A 17,556-nucleotide genomic window follows, 5' to 3' on the forward strand; every position below is an offset into this window, starting at 1 on the left:
TCAGGCAAAAATGACAGTCCCTATTTATTAATTTTCATGATCTCCGACCAATTTACCAAACTATTATTGGCTTAAATCAGTCTTTCATCTTGACATTTATATTGCAGATGATATAATACTCACAATTAAATACTCATTTGCGGGGGGACTTATTGTTGAGAAGGTTAAAACCTGACCCTTTGAACCTGTTAGTTAATACTAGCGTAGGGATGCAAGGCGTTTTAGCTGATTTTCTAATACGTACTTTCAGTGCTTTCCTATTCGGGAAAGCACTTTTTTTATCCGCAAAATTTTAAATCTGAAAGGAAAATATTGTGAAGAATTACAAAACTCAAATGGATGCGGCCAAAAAGGGGATTATCACCCCGGAAATGGAAACAGTGGCGCAAAAAGAAGGAATGGATGTTAATAAACTCATGGGCCTGGTCGCCTGCGGTCAGGTTGCCATACCAGCCAACGTCTGGCATTATTCCCTTTCTCCAGAAGGTATCGGCACCGGTCTGAAAACAAAGGTCAATGTCAATCTGGGCGTATCCGGGGATTGCAAAGACTATTCCGCCGAACTGGAGAAGGTAAAACTCGCTTTAAAATTCGGGGCCGAAGCCATCATGGATTTAAGTAATTATGGGAAAACCAATACCTTCAGAAAACAACTCATTGAAATGTCCCCGGCAATGATCGGTACGGTTCCGATGTATGATGCCATCGGCTATCTGGAAAAAGATCTGCTGGAAATTACCCCTCAGGATTTTATGCGGGTGGTCCGGGCCCATGCCGAAGAAGGGGTAGATTTTATGACCATTCACGCCGGCATTAATAAACGGGCAGTCGAAGCATTTAAGCGCGATGGCCGGCGAACTAATATTGTCTCCCGGGGTGGCTCTTTGCTCTTTGCCTGGATGGAGATGACTGGCAACGAAAATCCCTTCTACGAATACTACGATGAACTCCTGGAGATTCTCCGGGAGTTTGATGTCACCATCAGTTTGGGGGACGCCCTGCGCCCTGGCTGCATTGACGACAGCTCCGATGCTTCTCAACTTAGCGAGCTGATTGAACTGGGTCATCTGACCAAACGGGCCTGGGCCAAAGATGTCCAGGTGATGGTTGAGGGTCCCGGCCATATGGGTATCAACGAGATTGCCGCCAATATGGTTATTCAGAAAAAGCTCTGTTACAATGCGCCCTTCTATGTTCTCGGCCCATTAGTTACCGATATCGCTCCGGGCTACGACCATATTACCGCTGCCATCGGCGGTGCTATCGCCGCCGCCAACGGCGCCGATTTTCTTTGCTACGTGACCCCCGCCGAGCATTTGCGGCTCCCGGATATCGATGATGTTAAGGAAGGCATCATTGCTACGAAGATTGCCGCCCATGCTGCCGACATTGCCAAGGGCATCCCCAATACCCGCGACTGGGATAACAAAATGTCCGATGCCCGGCGGCAAATTGACTGGGAGACCATGTTTGAGCTGGCCATTGATGGTGAAAAAGCCAGAGCCTATTATGAAAGTACGCCCACCGAAGAAAAACACAGCTGCTCGATGTGCGGCAAAATGTGCGCGGTGCGAACCACCAACATGATTCTTGAAGGAAAAACAGTCGCTCTTCGCCCTGAGAATTAATCAACTTTATTTAATTTAGTCCTTATCTTTTTTTTCAATCTGCCGATATTAGTTTTAACGGATTGCGTCTTTTGGGGGCGTGGTCTTTTCGTAAAAACATGGAGGTGGATTTATGAAAATCGAAAGTTCAACCGTCGCAATGGCCAGCCAAAGCAGTTATAAGGAAGCAACTAAAGCTGTCGAGTCTTTGAGAACCTGGGATGCTCAGGGTAACTCTAAAACTACAACCATAACCAATTCTTCTGCCAAGGGGATGGATACCTTTGAATTATCAGAAAAGGCTCGAAATCTGCCATTAAACACGCAAACCCCGGTGTCAACGGTGCCCGCAGAAGATGAAACCGCTTCGCTGTCCAGCAAAGAAGAACAGCAACTAACCTTATTGAAGCGGATGATTGAAGCCTTAACCAAGAAAAAAATAAAATTTGTGATGCCTAAAAAAGCAACGCTGGAAGATCCGAAAATGAGCCAGGCCATCCAGGGCGCCTATGCCAACCGAAATTCGCTGCTAACAGCCGCCGCCGGATGGGCTCAGGGTTTAGCCGGTACCCAACCCCGCAGCAGTGCCAGCAGTTCTTCCGGTGGCGGCTTTGAATACAATCAGAGCGTCACCCATTATGAATCCCAAAGCACTTCATTTCAGGCTCAGGCAGCCGTCACAACCGCTGATGGGCGACAGATCAATATCGATCTGCAGTTAAATCTCAGCCGGGAATTTATGTCCCAATCCAATCTTAACATTCAGGGTGGCAATCAACCCGTTCAAGTTGATCCACTGGTGATTAACTACGATACCGGCAGCGCCTCGGTTACCGCAGAAAAATATGCCTTTGATATTGATGCCAACGGCACCCTGGATCAAATTTCCTTTGTTGGCCCTGGCAGTGGCTTCCTGGCCCTGGATTCAAACAATGATGGAAAAATCAATGACGGCAGCGAACTCTTCGGCCCGCAAAGTGGCAACGGTTTTGATGATTTGGCTAAATACGATGCGGATGGCAATAACTGGATTGACGAAAATGACGTCATCTATGATAAACTGCAGATCTGGTCCAAGGATTCCGCCGGCAAAGATGTTTTGATGGCCCTGGGTCAAAAAGGCGTGGGCGCCATTTATCTGGGCAACGTCAGCACCAGCTTTGCTCTTAAAGGTGCTGACAATCAAACCAATGCGCAACTGCAGCGAACTGGGATCTATCTCAACGAAGACGGTTCTGCCGGAACCATCCAGCACATTGATCTGGTCATCTAATTCTGGCAATCAATCCATTGGTATTTAGATTCCTGATCAATGATCAAACACATATCGCATCGATTCAAACGCCCTTTATCACAAATGATTGTTTAAACAATCATTTGTGATAAAGGGCGTTTCTTCTTATTCGTTATCGATAATCATATGTTGATTTTTTCTTTGTCGCTCAAAAATAGGTACGATGGGTTGTACCTGGCTTGTCAATAAAATAAACGCACCAATTATGGATATACCTGCACCTAAATATAAAGCATAATTATATCCATAATGATCCACAATGATTCCCGTTAATAAAGGTGCAACAATACCGCCAATGGTCGCACAGGTTGCATAAAGACCGGTAATCTTTCCGGCATTCTTTGGCGAAAAAACGATTGGCATGGAATAATATCCCCCCATTGTCAAACACAGTAATCCATTTGATGCAGAGATAAAAGCCACCGCTGCTACAGGCGTAGGGGCCTGGGATCCTAAGACCAATAATATCCCGGCACCAACCATCCCCAGCAGGGGAAATAGTTTTCTCCCCATATTATGCCCAAATTTATTTGCTGCTTTATCGGCCAACCATCCCCCCAGCGGATAAGTAATCGTCGCAACAATATAAGGCATCATGGTGTATATGGCACTTGTACTCATTTCAAACCCTCGTCCTTTGACAAAATAAGTAGGTAACCAGGTCATAAATAAATAGAACAAATAGTTTGTGCAGAAAAATGAAATAGCTCCAGTCCATACCGATGGTGTAGAAAATATATCTTTAGTTGTCAACTCGACAAGCTTGCCTGAATTATCCATTTGAAGTCCCTGATCTGACCGAATATATGTAAGCTCTTCATCGCTCACTGTCGGATGATCTTCTGGTTTATCTTTTCCAAATTTCCACCAGATGATTACCCAAATCGGAGCCAATAAGGCAAACGCATGAAATACCATTTCCCACCCCCAAACATTAATGATCCAAGCAGAAAGTGGCATCGCTAAGGCAATACCGATTGAAACCCCCATGATGCTGACTCCCCAAGCTAAACCTGATTCTTTTTTAGGTATCCATTGGGCAATAATCGTAGACATAGCCGGCAAAGAAACCCCTTCGCCCATTCCCATAAAGATACGTATGGCAATCATTAAACCCAGTGTTGCTCCGAACGGCGTAATAAAAACAAATATTGACCACCAAATAGCTCCAAACATCACAATTTTTCCTCCACCAAAGCGATCTGCCAACCATCCACCTAGTAATTGAGTACAAACGTAACCCATAAAAAAAGCGGTAGAAACTAAACCAAATTGCGTAGCATTCCAATTATAATATTTCATCATGGAAGGTCCGGCCATCGACATACATGACCGATCCATGTATAAAACGATATAACAGATTGTCAACATAAAAACGATTCTCCATCTTTTATTGTTCTTCTTTATGCCCACCTTATTTCCCCTTTCTATTGCTATTTTAATTTTTGTTTAAACGTTTAAATTCTTCTTTGTTTTTCTGGAATACTTCTCAGATCTATGTTAGTATATTTCCGATATTCAAATTTATTTAAACTCTAACAATCCTCTTTCACAAACAATTCTTTTATGTTTATTCGTTATTTTATCACTAAATAATTATTCCAGGAGGTATCTTATGAATCTTAATCAACTGTATTATTTTAAAAAACTAGCTGAATTAGAACATTACACCCAGGCATCAAAAGAATTATTTATAACCCAACCTAGTTTAAGTGGCGCAATTTCGTCTCTTGAAGAAGAACTCGGCATTACATTATTTCAACGTCATGGGCGGAATATCAAGTTATCAAAATATGGTAAAGAGTTTTACCAGTATGTCTGTTTATCATTAATTGAACTGGAAAAAGGCATCGAAAAAGCCAAAGAAAGATCTGATTCTTATGGTGGTGTCATTGACCTGGGCTGTATCCCAACACTGGCCGGGGATTTTCTTCCAAAATCAATCAATGGTTTCCTGAAATCCATCGACTCTAAAACACAATTTAATGTTTTCCATGGCATGACTCTCGAATTAATCAAGGGGATCGAATCTGAAAAATATGATGTTGGTTTCTGTTCCTATGTAGAAAATAAACCAAAGCTCGATTTTCATCCGATTATGGCACAAGAGCTCATTTTGCTGGTTAATAACAACCATCCTCTTGCTGAGAAAAGCTCAATCTGCCTTAAAGAGCTTTCCGGATATAAACTGATCACCTATCGTCAATGTTTACCCATTGGAAAAACAATCCGAAAATATCTAAAGGCAAATCAGCTCAAAGCACTTTATGCGTACGACGATGAAATCTCAATCGGTGGGATTGTCTCAACGACTGATAATGCTGCCATCACTGCTCGCACCCCATTTTTACATCAGTTTCACGATTTGAAAATGATTACCCTGGATATCCCTCTCAATGCCCGGTTGATCTATCTTGTGATGAACAATAACAGCTATCACACTTTACATGTCAAATCATTTATAAATTATATCTTGCAAAATGAGTGCCGTTTGCCTGAATAACTACCAGCTTGCCTTCATTCTCTCGATTGGTATTCTTATCAGTCCGCCATTTTTTAGATATGCAAAAATCGTAAATCCCCTTTTGCAACGGAATGTACATTCCAGACAGGGATCTTCATCACAATACACATAAGCATCTTCATCCGCAAGTGCAAATAAAAAGGAATTTTTCAACGTATTTACGGCATACTTTATTTGTCCACCTGTAAACGTTTTAATGTAAATCCACTCCATACGTTCATGATTTTTTTTATCAACAATTTCCCAGCTTACCTCAATCGCATTATCATTATAGCCGCCAACAATCCGGTAATCAATCAACACCTTCTCTTTGATTTCTGCCACATTAATAGGCACCAATTCTTTTATTGTGCTATTACAACAATATTTAAACTCGTTCGTTGGATATCCCATAATCTGGACCATACTTTTACAATTGCCACATTGATAAAAGTGTATCTCAGGACATTCAGCCTTTGGCTTTGTAGTTTCTCGGGATCTTTTTATGCCAAATTTCTGTTCCTGCAATCCGCTTCCTCCAATTTCTGCATCCGTTTTTTTAAATCGTCTCTTAACATATTTTTCTTTACTTTGCCACTATCTGTCCGTGGAATCGCATCAATCTTTTCCAGCCGTTCCGGCCAATAACGTTTGGGTATTCTTTTCTTCTGCAAGAAGCTTTGAATTTTTTTTAAATCCATCCCTTCTTTTCCCTTTTTCAAAACCACATATGCACAAATTCTTTCGCCAAGACGTTCGTCTGGCATTGCAATAACTGCCTGGTCTAAAATATCCGGGTGTTTTGATATGTAATCACCTATAGAATTCGTATTAAGGTTTTCTCCCCCTCTGACAATGATATCTTTTTTTCTTCCAATCACTTTAATATTCCCTTTTTCGTCTGCTACACAAAGATCCCCACTGTAAAACCATCCTTCATCATCCAAATCCTTTTCAGTAGCTACCTTATCATTCAAATAACCAACAAAAACATTCGGCCCCCGAGATACTTCCTCCCCTATGGTACCTAACGGAACATCCTGTCTATTATCATCGACAATTCGAACTTCTATCCCTTCCATCGGTCTGCCTGATGTACGTCCTCGTGATTCCAGTGTTTCTTCTGGTCTGACAAACACATGGGGGACACTTTCCGTTGAACCATAAACTTCACATAGTTTAATGCCGTATTGATCAGCACAATTCACCATATCCCCAGGTATGGGTGCCCCACCACAAAGATAAAACTTGAGTGTGTCCAATCGATTATTTCCGTTCTTGATATCCTTTAAAATATCATAAATAAAAGGCGTCGAACCCATGGAATAAGTACATTGCTCACGATTAATCAGATCGATCGCTTTCAGGCTTGCAAACTTACTCTGCAATACAACTTTTGCACCCATCAGCATGGGAGCAATAATCCCGTGGTGAAAACCAGTGGCATGATTAAGCGGCGCTGGCATAAACATGATGTCATTTTTTGTTATCCCCAGTTCTTTATTAAAAAATTTCTCACTGAATATAATATTATTATGGGTTAACATCACTCCTTTTACACCTCCAGTTGTCCCAGAGGTAAAAAGAATCACTGCAACATCATTACTATTGACCTTTTTTTCATTTTCTTTTTTTATTTCATGATGTCGATTTTCACTTAAAATTTCTTTCAATGTAATTGTATTGCCAGCTTTTTCTCCACAATTATCCAGCAAAATGACACGCTCAAGATTAGCCAAACTTTTTATTGCTCTCTCGATCAAAATTTCATAGTTTGTTTTGTGATGCCAGGTTGGGCAAAAGAAAACCTTAGTTCGTGACAAGTTTAATAAATATTCCAGTTCCTTTCCCCGATAACACATCCCAATGGGATTGATAACTGCACCGACCTTTAAACACGCAATGGTAATAAAAACAAATTCATTCCAAACTGGCAATTGATAGGATACCGTATCACCTGAAATAGTTCCCGCCTTTTTTAGATAAGAAGCGATAATATCAGCTTTCTCATCGATCTCATCATATGTCAACCGATTACCCAAATCATCCACTACGAATTCACGATTCCCATTTTCAGCAACTGTCCGATTCCAATAATCTAAAAGCGTCGCATCTCCCCAGTAGCCCAATTCTTCATACAATTCTTTTTGATGTCTGTTTATTTTCATTCTTCTTTTATCCCCTTTTATTTCAGAAGAGTATACCAAATATCAGCTATCAGGCAGTAATGCTTAATATCCAGATCTGCATTACTGCCTGAACATCTTTAACGCTCAGATCTAATTGATCCTATCCATTGCTAGGTTTGACCGGATCAAGTTTGGCTACTAAAGCCAACACTGAACCAACAATACAAACAGCGGCACAAACCCATAAGGCGTATCCATATGCGACAGCATTGCTTGCACCGGCATTTAGACCCGCATCTACAACAAGGCCAGTAACGGTCGGTGCCAAAATTCCTGCTATCGCTCCAATAATACCGGCCAATCCAGAATATACCCCTACATTAGCAGGACAGATCGCCGAAGGCACTGAAAAATAACCACCCATTGTCAGACAAAGAAATCCATAAGATAAGGATACTGCTGCCACAACAAAAGTTGGATCGGTGGCGTTCGCCCCAATAAAGATAAATACGGCAGCACCGATCATCCCGACAACTTGCACTAATTTCCGACCAATCTTATCGCCAAATTTTTTAGAGGCACCATCTGCAATAAAGCCACCGACAAAATACGCAAAGAACCCGACAATATACGGCATCGCACCCGCACTGATACTCATCCCGCGACCAATCGTAAAATAATTGGGCAACCATGTTGTGGCAAAGAAGTACATATATACTGCACATCCATACGATAAACACATTAACCACACTGCCGGTGTTTTAAAGATATCCGCTTTGGTAATAACAACTGGCTTTGTATGTTCCTGACCTGCTGGACGCTGTTGAATCCACTCAATTTCCTGTTGATTCACCCGTTTGTGTTCTTTTGGAGAAGATTTCCCTACCAGAACCCAAACAATACACCAGAGCGGAAAAATGATGGCATACATATAAAATAGATTTTTCCATCCAATCATTGGCAACATCGCTGCTGCAATATACATATTGAGTGCCGAACCCAAGGGGCAGCCTGCCTGAACCAGTGCTGAGGCTACTCCGAATTCTTTTTTGGGAAACCATTTGCCTAAATTTGACATGGCTCCCGGTACAATACAACCCTGTGCGGCCCCCTCTAAAACGCGTACCAGAATCATCAGAAACATGGATATTCCAATTATCGGTGTGAAAAACGTAAACACTCCTGATAACAGCAAGCTGATTATCAATACCTTGGTGGCCCCATACTTATCTGCAATTGATCCAGACGGAACCATTGTAATCATATAACCGATAAAGAATGCTGTAGACGCATAGCCAAACTGCGCTGAGGTCCAGCCATATTGTTCCATGATTGCTTTTCCGGATACTGAAAAGACTGTTCTTCCCATAAACATTGCCATGAAGGAAAGTGCCAGTACAACCGCTACGGCCCATCGCACATTTGTTTTTTTTTCCTCCAATTCTAATGGTACCGCCGCTACTCCAGGAGCGTCTGCCAATTGGACATTTGCTTTTTTTCCATTACTCATCGAAATTTCCTTTCATTTTCTAATCGAGATTTTTTGCAACTCTCATTTCTTTAATCATGGCCGGGATCATTTCAAAAACATCACCGACAATGCCGTAATCAGCCACTTCAAAAATTGGAGCGGTGGCATCCTTATTGATGGCAATAATGGTATCGGACTCGGTCATCCCGGCCAAATGCTGTACTGCCCCTGAAATGCCGCAGGCAATGTAAACTTTTGGGGATACAGTTTTACCGGTTTGCCCCACCTGCTTGCTTTGAGGAATCCAGCCGGCATCAACCGATGCCCGGGAAGCGCCTACCGTTCCCCCCAGCAAATCTGCTAGCTCCTTTAGCATCGTAAAATTTTCCGGGCCTTTGAGACCGCGTCCGCCGGAGACAATATATTCCGCTTCTTCCAGGCGAATTCCCGACTCGTCATTGGCTTTAATAAAATCTATCACCTTTGTCAAAATATTTTCTGCTTTGGTGTGGATATCTTCACGAATCATCACCGGCATGCGGTTCTGAGCTTTTTCCGGTTTTTTAAAGGCACCCGGTCTTACGGTTCCCATTTGCGGTCTTGTTTCACTGCAGAGAATGCGGGCATACAAATTGCCCCCGAAGGCCGGTCTTTCCCAAACAACATTGCCCGTGTCTTCTTCCACGCTCAATGCGGTACAGTCTGCCGTTAGCCCTGTTTTTAAACAGATAGCAAGCTTTGATCCTAAATCTCGGCCATTTGCTGTTGCCCCAATCAGAATTGTGTTAGGATGATATTTGGCACATAACTCCAAAAAGGCATGCCCATAGGCATCCGATGAATAATTCTCATACTCATCGCCCTGTACCGCATAGATGATATCGGCACCGTACTCGGTGGCACCTTTAATACCATCATCAACATCTTTTCCGATCACCACTGCACACAGTTTTTGTTTCAAGGCATCTGCCAGCAATCGACCCTGTCCCAACAGTTCAAAACCAACATCTTTTGGCTGTCCCTGAAAACACTCCATAAATACCCATACGTCCTGATATTGTTTTAAATTCATATTCTGATCCCCCCTTTTTATAATATTTTTGCTTCTGCCAGTTTGCCAAACAGTACCTTTGCCGTTTCCCGGGGATTGATGATCTCCAGTATTTCGCAGCAAGCCTGGCGCTTTGGTGTGAAGGTTGATTTTACACGGGTTGGTGATCCCTTTAAACCAATTTTCGTTGTGTCCATACCCGGTAAGTCTGCCAGCGTAATATTCGGTATTTCAGCTTTTAACGATGCTATTTTTTGTTTAATCGTCGCATATCGGGGTTTGTTTGTTTCTTTTGTGGCGGTGCATAGAATCGGCAGTTTCGCTTCAACAATCTCCACACCCTCTTCGATTTCCCGTTCAACCGTACATTTTTTGCCGTCAATCTTAATACTTAATATATGGGGCAGTCTGGCAATGCCCAGGTGTTCGGCAATACTGGGAGCGGTTTGCCCGGTATCACCATCGATGGCTTGTTTTCCGCCCATGATTACATCAAATGGACCCAGCTTTTGAATGACCTTTGACAGAATATAACTGGTAGCATAGGTATCCGATCCGCCAAATGCCCGATCGGTTACCAGATAAGCCTGGTCCGCTCCCATCGAAAGCGCTTCTCGCAGCGTTACCTTAGCCTGTTCCGGCCCCATCGAAATAACCGTTACCATCCCGCCGTACTGTTCTTTTAACTGCAGTGCTTCTTCCAAAGCATTCTTATCAAACGGATTCATAATGCTGGGAACCCCTTGACGAATCAGCGTATTTTTAACCGGATCAATTTTTATTTCAGTTGTATCCGGAACCTGTTTTACACAAACAACAATATTCATTTTCGCTCCCCCTTTACTTATATTCTCGTTCTAATTCACTGGCGATGGTCAGTCTCTGGATCTGATTGGCGCCTTCAAAAATTTGAAATATCTTAGCGTCCCGCATTAGCTTTTCAACTGGATATTCCTTACTGTATCCATATCCACCAAAAATCTGAACGGCATTGGATGTGACTTCCTGGGCGCAATCTGAGACAAACGTTTTTGTGATTGATCCTTCTTTTCGAACCAGACTGCCATGATCCATCATCCGCATGGTATTATTAACCAGCACTCGGGAGGCTTCTGTTTTGATCGCCATATCCGCCAGCATCTGCTGAACCATCTGGAATTTGATAATCGGCTGACCAAATTGTTTTCTTTCTTTGGCATACTTCACGGATTCATCCAATGCGCGTTGCATAATTCCAACTGCCATGGTGGCCACAAACGCTCTGGATAAATTTAAAGCATTTAATGCCAATTTGAAACCCGATCCTTCTGGCCCAACCATCCGGGAAGCTGGTACTCTGACATTTTCAAAGGTCACATCGGTAGTATTTGAAAGGCGCAGACCCATTTTGTTTTCATGTTTTCCAATGGTAATTCCCGGCGCATCGGCATCAATAATAAAGGCTGAAATCCCTTTATGACCAGCTTCGGTATCAGTCTTAAAGAACCCGACAAACAAGGCGGCAATTTCACCGTTAGTGATGAACGTTTTGGCCGCATTTAAAATATAATCATCACCATCCTTAACGGCTGTCCCTCTTAACGCCGCCGGATCAGAACCGGCATTGGGTTCCGTTAAAGCAAAGGCGGCAAAGTTTCCCTTGCCAATAATATCAGCAAAGTACTTCCCTTGTTCCGGTGTTCCGGAAAGGATTACATTTCTAAGCGCTACGAACGTCGTTACCAACGTAATCGCATAACCTGCATCAACTTTTGCCAGTTCCTCAAAAATCATCGCTGTTGTTTCATAACTTAAACCGGTTCCGCCGTACTCCTCCGGTATTTCCAACATGTGCAGACCCATATCAAATGCCCATTTGAATAAATCCCTTGGGCACTCACCTTTTTCATCCAATTCCTGAACAAATGGCTTGATCTCATTTTCCGCCATCTCTTTTACAAGTGCAATCAGTGCTTTTTGTTCTTCGGTATATAATAAACTCATCTATTTCAACCCTCCTTTATTTTTTTAGAAGTTTTAATCCAGCTACTGCACCCTGTTCGATGGACTCATTAATCTGAGCATCATTGTAGCCGAGTTCTTTCATGATTTCCTGGGTATGGGCACCCTGCGGTTGACAGGTTTCAAGCCGTGGTTCCGGCATCGATTCAAATAAAATTGGATTAGTGGGAACCATCCGCTGGCCGGAGGGATAATCGACCTTGGCCAAAATATTGTTTGCCCATACTTGTTCATCTTCGTACACATCCAAAGGTTCATTTGCCGCCTCACAGGGAAGTTCATTGTCAGAAAGCATTTTCACCAGATCCACCCGGTTAAACTGTGCAATCGCTTCATCCAGTTTGTCGATAACTTCACTGTTGCGGTTATTGGCATTGAGCTGGGCACAATTGGTATATCTGGAATTGTCTACCATATCATCAAGTTTTAACAGAGCCATAATTTTATTGAAATCCCGATCATATTCCGGGCAGCACATAATCACCCATTTGTCATCCTTAGTCCGGTAACAGTTATTAAACGGATTCACTACTTCTCTCCGGCTTTTGGGATATTGATTGCCATACTGTGCGGAGATCATTGCGACGCTTAACATAAAGGAAGCAGCGTGTTGAAGTCCGACCGTCACCTTTTCCCCTTTACCGGTTTTTTCGCGATTGTATAGCGCCCCGCAAATTCCCGCCAACAGAGCAAGGGAAACCTGAAAATCTCCAAATCCATTGGGTGGATTCATGGGCGACCCACCCTTATCAACGGTTGTCCCTAAAACCCCGCCTCTGGCCATGTAACAGGTCGCATCAAATCCCGGTTTATCTTTATCCGGGCCTTTTTCACCATATCCGGTCACCTGCGCAAAAATCAGTCTGGGAAATTTTTCTTTCAACGTGTCATAATCCAATCCCAGCTTAACTAATCCCTTGGTTCTGGTATTAGTAACAAATACATCGGCTGCTGCCAACAGCTTGTACATCACTTCCAGACCGCGCTCCGTTTTTAAATTGATCGTAATAAAACGTTTGTCCATATTCGCCACATCAAACGCCAGGTTTTCATCATCGGTAAAGGGCATATTAAAAACTGCTCCCTGTTCTCTAGCCGGGTCACCTTTAGGAGCTTCCACTTTTATCAAATCAGCTCCCCACTCACCCATCACCCGTACCGTCGTTGGAGCAGCCAAATAAGTTGTTAAATCTATGACTTTTACGCCTTTTAAAGGTTCCATACTTCTCTCCTTATTTCTCCATTTGTAAACATAGCCCTTCGAATCGTATCGAAAGGCTATGTTAAAAAGCTACTGAAAATTATTAGTCAATCTCAATGACGCCGCCGCTGGCAATTAGTTTTCTGGATGCCGTTAAACGTTGAACCGTTCGTGGTCCTTCTTCCAACCACATTGCCCGGCAATCCCGGTATAATCGTTCAACCGGACCGTAAACACAATCTTCAAAGTATCCGATCCCACCGAATATTTCCAGCATGTAGTCTGATACCAGTTTTACGGTATTGATACTATGCAGTTTACACATCGCTGCTTTCATTTCGATGTCTTTACCGGCTTCAAAATCTTTTGCAAAATCATAAACCATCAATCGACAGGCATGAATTTCGGTTCCCATATCGGCAATGCTTTGTTGAATAGCTTGTCGTGCGACTAATGGTTTTCCGAAAGTGACCCGATCTTTTGCTCTGGCAATGGTCATTTCCAACATTCTTTGGGCCATTCCAAGGTTGCTCACGCCGATATGGGCCCGGGATACAGATAAAGAATGCATGGCAATTTTTAAACCGTCGCCTTCTTCCCCTAACAGGTATTTCTTATTTAGGCGCAGGTCTGTGAATTTTAGTCCCGCATGTCCGGCGCCACGACAACCCATCATATGAGGCATCGGTACAATTTCATAGCCTGGGGTGTTGATTGGAACAAAGAAACCAGATAGTCTTTTATCTTTATCGGCATTGGGATCAGTAACGGCAAAGACATAAGCAAACTCACAACAGTCGGTATGTGAGATTAGAAATTTTTCGCCATTTAAAATATAGTCATCGCCATCTTTGACCGCCACCGTATGCAAATCTGCTCCGGTTCCACCGGTTTCTTCAGTTAATGCGAAACAGGTGAAGACGGTTTTATCGGCAAATTGACTCATGTACTCATCTTTTAATTCTTTGCTGCCAAAATCGTCAAGAATTCGCCAGTTCATATCGGCCGCATAGTGAAGATGCATCCGCATTCCCCCTGGTCCACGACTGAATTCTTCCTGTACTTGAAGAATCTGCAATTCGTCTAAACCCCAGCCACCATATTGTTCTGGTAAACTGAATCGATATAAATTATTTTTGATTGAAAGATCAAAGAATTCCTGTGGGAATTTATTTGTTACTTCAACCTCTTTTTGAATTTCTTCAAAAGGACCCTCCGCCAATGCTCTAATCTGTTTCAGATATGCTTGAAATTCTTGTTCATTTAATTTTGCCATTTCTTCCTCCTCGTTGTTTTTTTAACAATCTTTTGGTTGCTTTTATTATATAACGGACCGTTTCAACATATCCAATCGCTATTTTTAGCGGTTTTCTCACTTATTTATCGTTTACACCTATGAATCGTTATTTATCTTGAACTACCTGGGTAGACATGATATATTATTAAATTCTCGTTAATTTATTACTTTGATTTCTGCCTACATCTGAATTCCGTCCCAAATTCTTTGATCTTTCTGATAAAATTCAGCTTCTCTCTTTTTTCTGCGACGTGGATCTCTATTGACAATAAGTAGGTTTAATGATAAAAATTGAAGTAAAATTAAACGAATGAGGATATTATGAAACAACGCAATAAAGTCGGACTGCTGATCTCACTGATCATACTCATTGGTATCGTAGCCATTGTATTCTTCAGCTTTACAACCTACAGCAAAATCATCAAAGATGATGTGCTGAATATTTCTAAACTGACATCCACCAATATCTATTCAGAAATCAACAACGAACTGACCAAGCCGATTTTTGTGAGCCTGACCATGGCCAACGACAGTTTTGTCAAGCAATGGCTCCAACTGGAAGAACCTCAAAATAATCAGCTAATTACTGACTATCTGGCGGGCATCCGGAACAAATATAATTATCATTCGGTCTTTCTGATTTCAGCCAAGTCACTGAACTATTTTCATTACAATGGCTTATTCAAAACGATTTCACCACAAGATGAACATGACCAATGGTATTACGATTTTATCAGTCAGGATAAACTTTATATCCTGGATGTGGATCAGGATCAGGTTGACAACCAACGCTTGACTATCTTTATCAACTGCAAAATACTAGATGATCAGGGCAACCTTCTGGGTGTCGCCGGAGTTGGCATTGAAATGACCTATGTTCAGGAGCTTCTTGAAAATTTTGAACGGGACTATGATCTGGAAGCCTTCCTGGTCGATGAAGAGGGGTTGATCCAAGCCCATACCGATCCCAATCTAATTAAAAATCAGAACATCAACGATCTGCAAAGCTATTCCGTTATTGGCCCCGATTTGTATAATAAAACTGACACCATCAACGTATTTAACGATGACAACTTATACAATCAGCAATATATTATCAGTCATTACATTGAAGAACTGGACTGGTATCTGATTGTCCGAAAAGATACCTCGGAACTGGCTCAGTCCTTTAATCAACAATTGTATTATGACCTCTTTGTTGTCATCCTGGTCCTGGCCTCAGTGCTGATCATTGTTCAGCGGATCATCAATAAAAATGATAACCAGATGAAAAAGCTGGCACTGCTGGATAATCTGGGTATTCTCTCCAATCGGAAGGATTTTGACGAAAATTTAAAAACCACCCTCTCCCAAACAGGTGACGATCAACCGCTCTGGTCGGTTTTCCTGCTGGACCTGGATCACTTTAAAGACGTCAATGATACCCATGGCCATTTGCAGGGAGACAAGATCTTAAAACATGTGATGACGCTTTGCAAGGCAGCCCTCAGCGATCATCTCATCACCCGCTGGGGTGGTGACGAGTTCAGTGGTATCATTTACCTTCCTGGGGTTTTAGCCACTGAAAAGCTTGAAGCGCTACGGCTTGAAATTGTCAATGATCCGTTGCTCTCTGAATTCAACATCACTGTCAGCATCGGAGTAACCCAGGCCATTGATATTGACACCGAAGATACCATCATTCGTCGAGCCGACCAGGCACTTTATGAATCTAAGACCAACGGCAAAAATCAGGTTACGCTGCTCTAAAATAAAGACTAAAAAAGGATGAATTGCCTGCGCAATCCATCCTTTTTTTGTTATTCTTTGATAATTTTATAAATTTTGGTAAATACCTGCTGTCTGAAATGCTCAAAACCTACGGCTGTGAGGGGATCCGGATAAGTCATCAACTTCAGGGAAATTTTTTTACTCACATCGCCACGCATCACCGGCTGATCATAGCCATATTCGGACAGGTGAAAGCCCAACCGCTGATAAAAACCAATTCGTCTTATATTGATTTCAGTTTTTTCATCTTCCACCTCTATCACCACCGGCTTTGTCGCCCGGGCTAAATAGGCCGCCATCATTTTGGAACCGATTCCTGCTCCCCGCAGAGTTTGGTCCACCGCAAAATGTTCCAGAAATATATTGGATCCCAGATCCCACTCGGCAATAAAACCAAGGATTTGATCTGCTTCATTTTTTGAAATCCAAATCGTGTAATGAGAATCCTTAAGCTGGGCTTTGGCATTTTCCCGGGGTCTGACTTCTTCGATGGGAAAAGAGCACTCCATCAGTGCATAAATTTTTTCAAAATCCTTTTCATTCATTTTTAATAGTTCGATTGATTCCACACCCTTTCTCGTCTTTATTACTTAGCGATAATGCCTTTACCAGCTTTTAAGAAATATCAAGGTATCCACATAACTGTTATCTTTTAGTCGATAGCCTTCTTTGATGGTACCAATGATTTTAAAACCCAGTTTCAGGTACAGGGTAATGGCGGGATAATTGGTAGACACCACGGCATTAAACTGGAGACCTTTAAAACCATTGTCCCGACTTCGTTTAAGGCAATCTTCCACCAGTAAACGGCCAACGCCCCGGCCCCGGCATTCCGGTTTAACTCCAAAAGAGGCATTGGCAATATGCCCGCACCGCCCGATATTGTTGGGGTGAAGAATGTAAAGTCCGACCACTTCATTTTCACTGAGGGCGCAAACTGTTTCGGTCTGCTGGGCAAACATCGCGGCTGCTTCCGCTTCACAAAGAACCTGATTTCCGGGAAAACTATTGGCTTCGGTGACAATAAAATTCCAAATTTCTGTGGCCGGTTTTAAATCCGCCGGACCTAACGGCCTCATTTCGATGTCCATAAGCTCCTCCTGAACTGTCATTTTTACTTATCTTCTCAGATATTCATTTTACTTAGTTAATATAGCACAATTTCGCTTTTTCTCCAACCCAAATAGCTACTATGATGTGTCTCTGCTTCCTAAAATTTTAACAATTCTTAT

General features: G+C 42.4%; 15 protein-coding genes and 1 riboswitch. Of the genes, 4 read left to right on the forward strand and 11 right to left on the reverse strand.

Annotated elements, in window-relative coordinates; all coding sequences use genetic code 11:
• Positions 1–131 precede the first annotated feature (131 nt).
• A riboswitch (TPP riboswitch) is annotated at positions 132–228 on the forward strand.
• A 107-nt stretch (positions 229–335) separates the two neighbouring features.
• Both thiC and ACEW8F_RS03935 read left to right on the forward strand, forming a co-directional pair.
• Positions 336–1,628 (forward strand): phosphomethylpyrimidine synthase ThiC, encoded by a 1,293-nt coding sequence (gene thiC, locus ACEW8F_RS03930; protein WP_373482212.1) that lies wholly within the window; start codon positions 336–338, stop codon positions 1,626–1,628.
• 112 nt (positions 1,629–1,740) lie between these two features.
• On the forward strand, positions 1,741–2,880 hold the full coding sequence (locus tag ACEW8F_RS03935) for a hypothetical protein (RefSeq protein ID WP_373482165.1): 1,140 nt from the start codon (positions 1,741–1,743) through the stop codon (positions 2,878–2,880).
• 126 nt (positions 2,881–3,006) lie between these two features.
• Here the strand turns inward: ACEW8F_RS03935 and ACEW8F_RS03940 are convergent, their stop codons facing one another.
• Positions 3,007–4,272: an MFS transporter gene (locus tag ACEW8F_RS03940; RefSeq protein WP_373482213.1), complete on the reverse strand. Its 1,266-nt coding sequence runs from the start codon at positions 4,270–4,272 to the stop codon at positions 3,007–3,009.
• Positions 4,273–4,516: 244 nt separating this feature from the next.
• On the opposite strand from ACEW8F_RS03940, the gene ACEW8F_RS03945 reads away from it, so the two are divergent.
• Positions 4,517–5,404 carry a LysR family transcriptional regulator gene (locus ACEW8F_RS03945; RefSeq protein WP_373482166.1) on the forward strand — a complete coding sequence of 296 codons (888 nt, stop codon included), beginning with the start codon at positions 4,517–4,519 and terminating at the stop codon, positions 5,402–5,404.
• On the opposite strand, the gene ACEW8F_RS03950 is transcribed toward ACEW8F_RS03945, so the two are convergent.
• The 8 genes from ACEW8F_RS03950 to ACEW8F_RS03985 all read right to left on the reverse strand — a co-directional run bounded on the left by ACEW8F_RS03950 (position 5,405) and on the right by ACEW8F_RS03985 (position 14,533).
• Entirely contained in the window at positions 5,405–5,932 is a 528-nt protein-coding gene (locus tag ACEW8F_RS03950; RefSeq protein WP_373482167.1) for a hypothetical protein, read from the reverse strand.
• Positions 5,908–7,572 (reverse strand): medium-chain fatty-acid--CoA ligase, encoded by a 1,665-nt coding sequence (fadK, locus tag ACEW8F_RS03955; RefSeq protein ID WP_373482168.1) that lies wholly within the window; start codon positions 7,570–7,572, stop codon positions 5,908–5,910. The genes ACEW8F_RS03950 and fadK overlap by 25 nt, the downstream gene beginning before the upstream one ends.
• Positions 7,573–7,693: 121 nt before the next feature.
• Entirely contained in the window at positions 7,694–9,043 is a 1,350-nt protein-coding gene (locus tag ACEW8F_RS03960; protein ID WP_373482169.1) for an MFS transporter, read from the reverse strand.
• Positions 9,044–9,062: 19 nt separating this feature from the next.
• Positions 9,063–10,076, reverse strand: coding sequence for an electron transfer flavoprotein subunit alpha/FixB family protein (locus ACEW8F_RS03965; RefSeq protein WP_373482170.1), 1,014 nt, complete (start codon positions 10,074–10,076; stop codon positions 9,063–9,065).
• Between the two features lie 17 nt (positions 10,077–10,093).
• Complete coding sequence (locus tag ACEW8F_RS03970) at positions 10,094–10,882, reverse strand: electron transfer flavoprotein subunit beta (RefSeq protein WP_373482171.1); 789 nt, start codon at positions 10,880–10,882, stop codon at positions 10,094–10,096.
• A gap of 13 nt (positions 10,883–10,895) precedes the next feature.
• Positions 10,896–12,038 (reverse strand): acyl-CoA dehydrogenase family protein, encoded by a 1,143-nt coding sequence (locus ACEW8F_RS03975; RefSeq protein ID WP_373482172.1) that lies wholly within the window; start codon positions 12,036–12,038, stop codon positions 10,896–10,898.
• Between the two features lie 16 nt (positions 12,039–12,054).
• A complete protein-coding gene (locus ACEW8F_RS03980) occupies positions 12,055–13,278 on the reverse strand; it encodes a CaiB/BaiF CoA transferase family protein (protein WP_373482173.1) in 1,224 nt (407 codons plus the stop codon).
• A gap of 82 nt (positions 13,279–13,360) precedes the next feature.
• Positions 13,361–14,533, reverse strand: coding sequence for an acyl-CoA dehydrogenase family protein (locus ACEW8F_RS03985; protein WP_373482174.1), 1,173 nt, complete (start codon positions 14,531–14,533; stop codon positions 13,361–13,363).
• A gap of 342 nt (positions 14,534–14,875) precedes the next feature.
• Here ACEW8F_RS03985 and ACEW8F_RS03990 point away from each other — a divergent pair, with 342 nt between their 5' ends.
• Positions 14,876–16,303, forward strand: coding sequence for a diguanylate cyclase (locus tag ACEW8F_RS03990; protein WP_373482175.1), 1,428 nt, complete (start codon positions 14,876–14,878; stop codon positions 16,301–16,303).
• Positions 16,304–16,353: 50 nt separating this feature from the next.
• Here the strand turns inward: ACEW8F_RS03990 and ACEW8F_RS03995 are convergent, their stop codons facing one another.
• Positions 16,354–16,893 carry a GNAT family N-acetyltransferase gene (locus ACEW8F_RS03995; protein ID WP_373482176.1) on the reverse strand — a complete coding sequence of 180 codons (540 nt, stop codon included), beginning with the start codon at positions 16,891–16,893 and terminating at the stop codon, positions 16,354–16,356.
• Positions 16,894–16,929: 36 nt separating this feature from the next.
• Entirely contained in the window at positions 16,930–17,415 is a 486-nt protein-coding gene (locus ACEW8F_RS04000; RefSeq protein ID WP_373482177.1) for an N-acetyltransferase family protein, read from the reverse strand.
• Positions 17,416–17,556 lie beyond the last annotated feature (141 nt).

The organism is Acetobacterium sp., from assembly GCF_041752335.1.
Taxonomy (GTDB): Bacteria; Bacillota; Clostridia; order Eubacteriales; family Eubacteriaceae; genus Acetobacterium.

Bases quoted from the DNA above. Each gene is read 5' to 3' on its own strand.
- ACEW8F_RS03970 (WP_373482171.1), bottom strand. From the start codon at position 10,882: ATGAATATTGTTGTTTGTGTAAAACAGGTTCCGGATACAACTGAAATA.
- ACEW8F_RS03980 (WP_373482173.1), bottom strand. From the start codon at position 13,278: ATGGAACCTTTAAAAGGCGTAAAAGTCATAGATTTAACAACTTATTTG.
- ACEW8F_RS03975 (WP_373482172.1), bottom strand. From the start codon at position 12,038: ATGAGTTTATTATATACCGAAGAACAAAAAGCACTGATTGCACTTGTA.
- ACEW8F_RS04000 (WP_373482177.1), bottom strand. From the start codon at position 17,415: ATGGACATCGAAATGAGGCCGTTAGGTCCGGCGGATTTAAAACCGGCC.
- ACEW8F_RS03940 (WP_373482213.1), bottom strand. From the start codon at position 4,272: ATGTTGACAATCTGTTATATCGTTTTATACATGGATCGGTCATGTATG.
- fadK (WP_373482168.1), bottom strand. From the start codon at position 7,572: ATGAAAATAAACAGACATCAAAAAGAATTGTATGAAGAATTGGGCTAC.
- ACEW8F_RS03935 (WP_373482165.1), top strand. From the start codon at position 1,741: ATGAAAATCGAAAGTTCAACCGTCGCAATGGCCAGCCAAAGCAGTTAT.
- thiC (WP_373482212.1), top strand. From the start codon at position 336: ATGGATGCGGCCAAAAAGGGGATTATCACCCCGGAAATGGAAACAGTG.
- ACEW8F_RS03960 (WP_373482169.1), bottom strand. From the start codon at position 9,043: ATGAGTAATGGAAAAAAAGCAAATGTCCAATTGGCAGACGCTCCTGGA.
- ACEW8F_RS03965 (WP_373482170.1), bottom strand. From the start codon at position 10,076: ATGAATTTAAAACAATATCAGGACGTATGGGTATTTATGGAGTGTTTT.
- ACEW8F_RS03985 (WP_373482174.1), bottom strand. From the start codon at position 14,533: ATGGCAAAATTAAATGAACAAGAATTTCAAGCATATCTGAAACAGATT.
- ACEW8F_RS03945 (WP_373482166.1), top strand. From the start codon at position 4,517: ATGAATCTTAATCAACTGTATTATTTTAAAAAACTAGCTGAATTAGAA.
- ACEW8F_RS03990 (WP_373482175.1), top strand. From the start codon at position 14,876: ATGAAACAACGCAATAAAGTCGGACTGCTGATCTCACTGATCATACTC.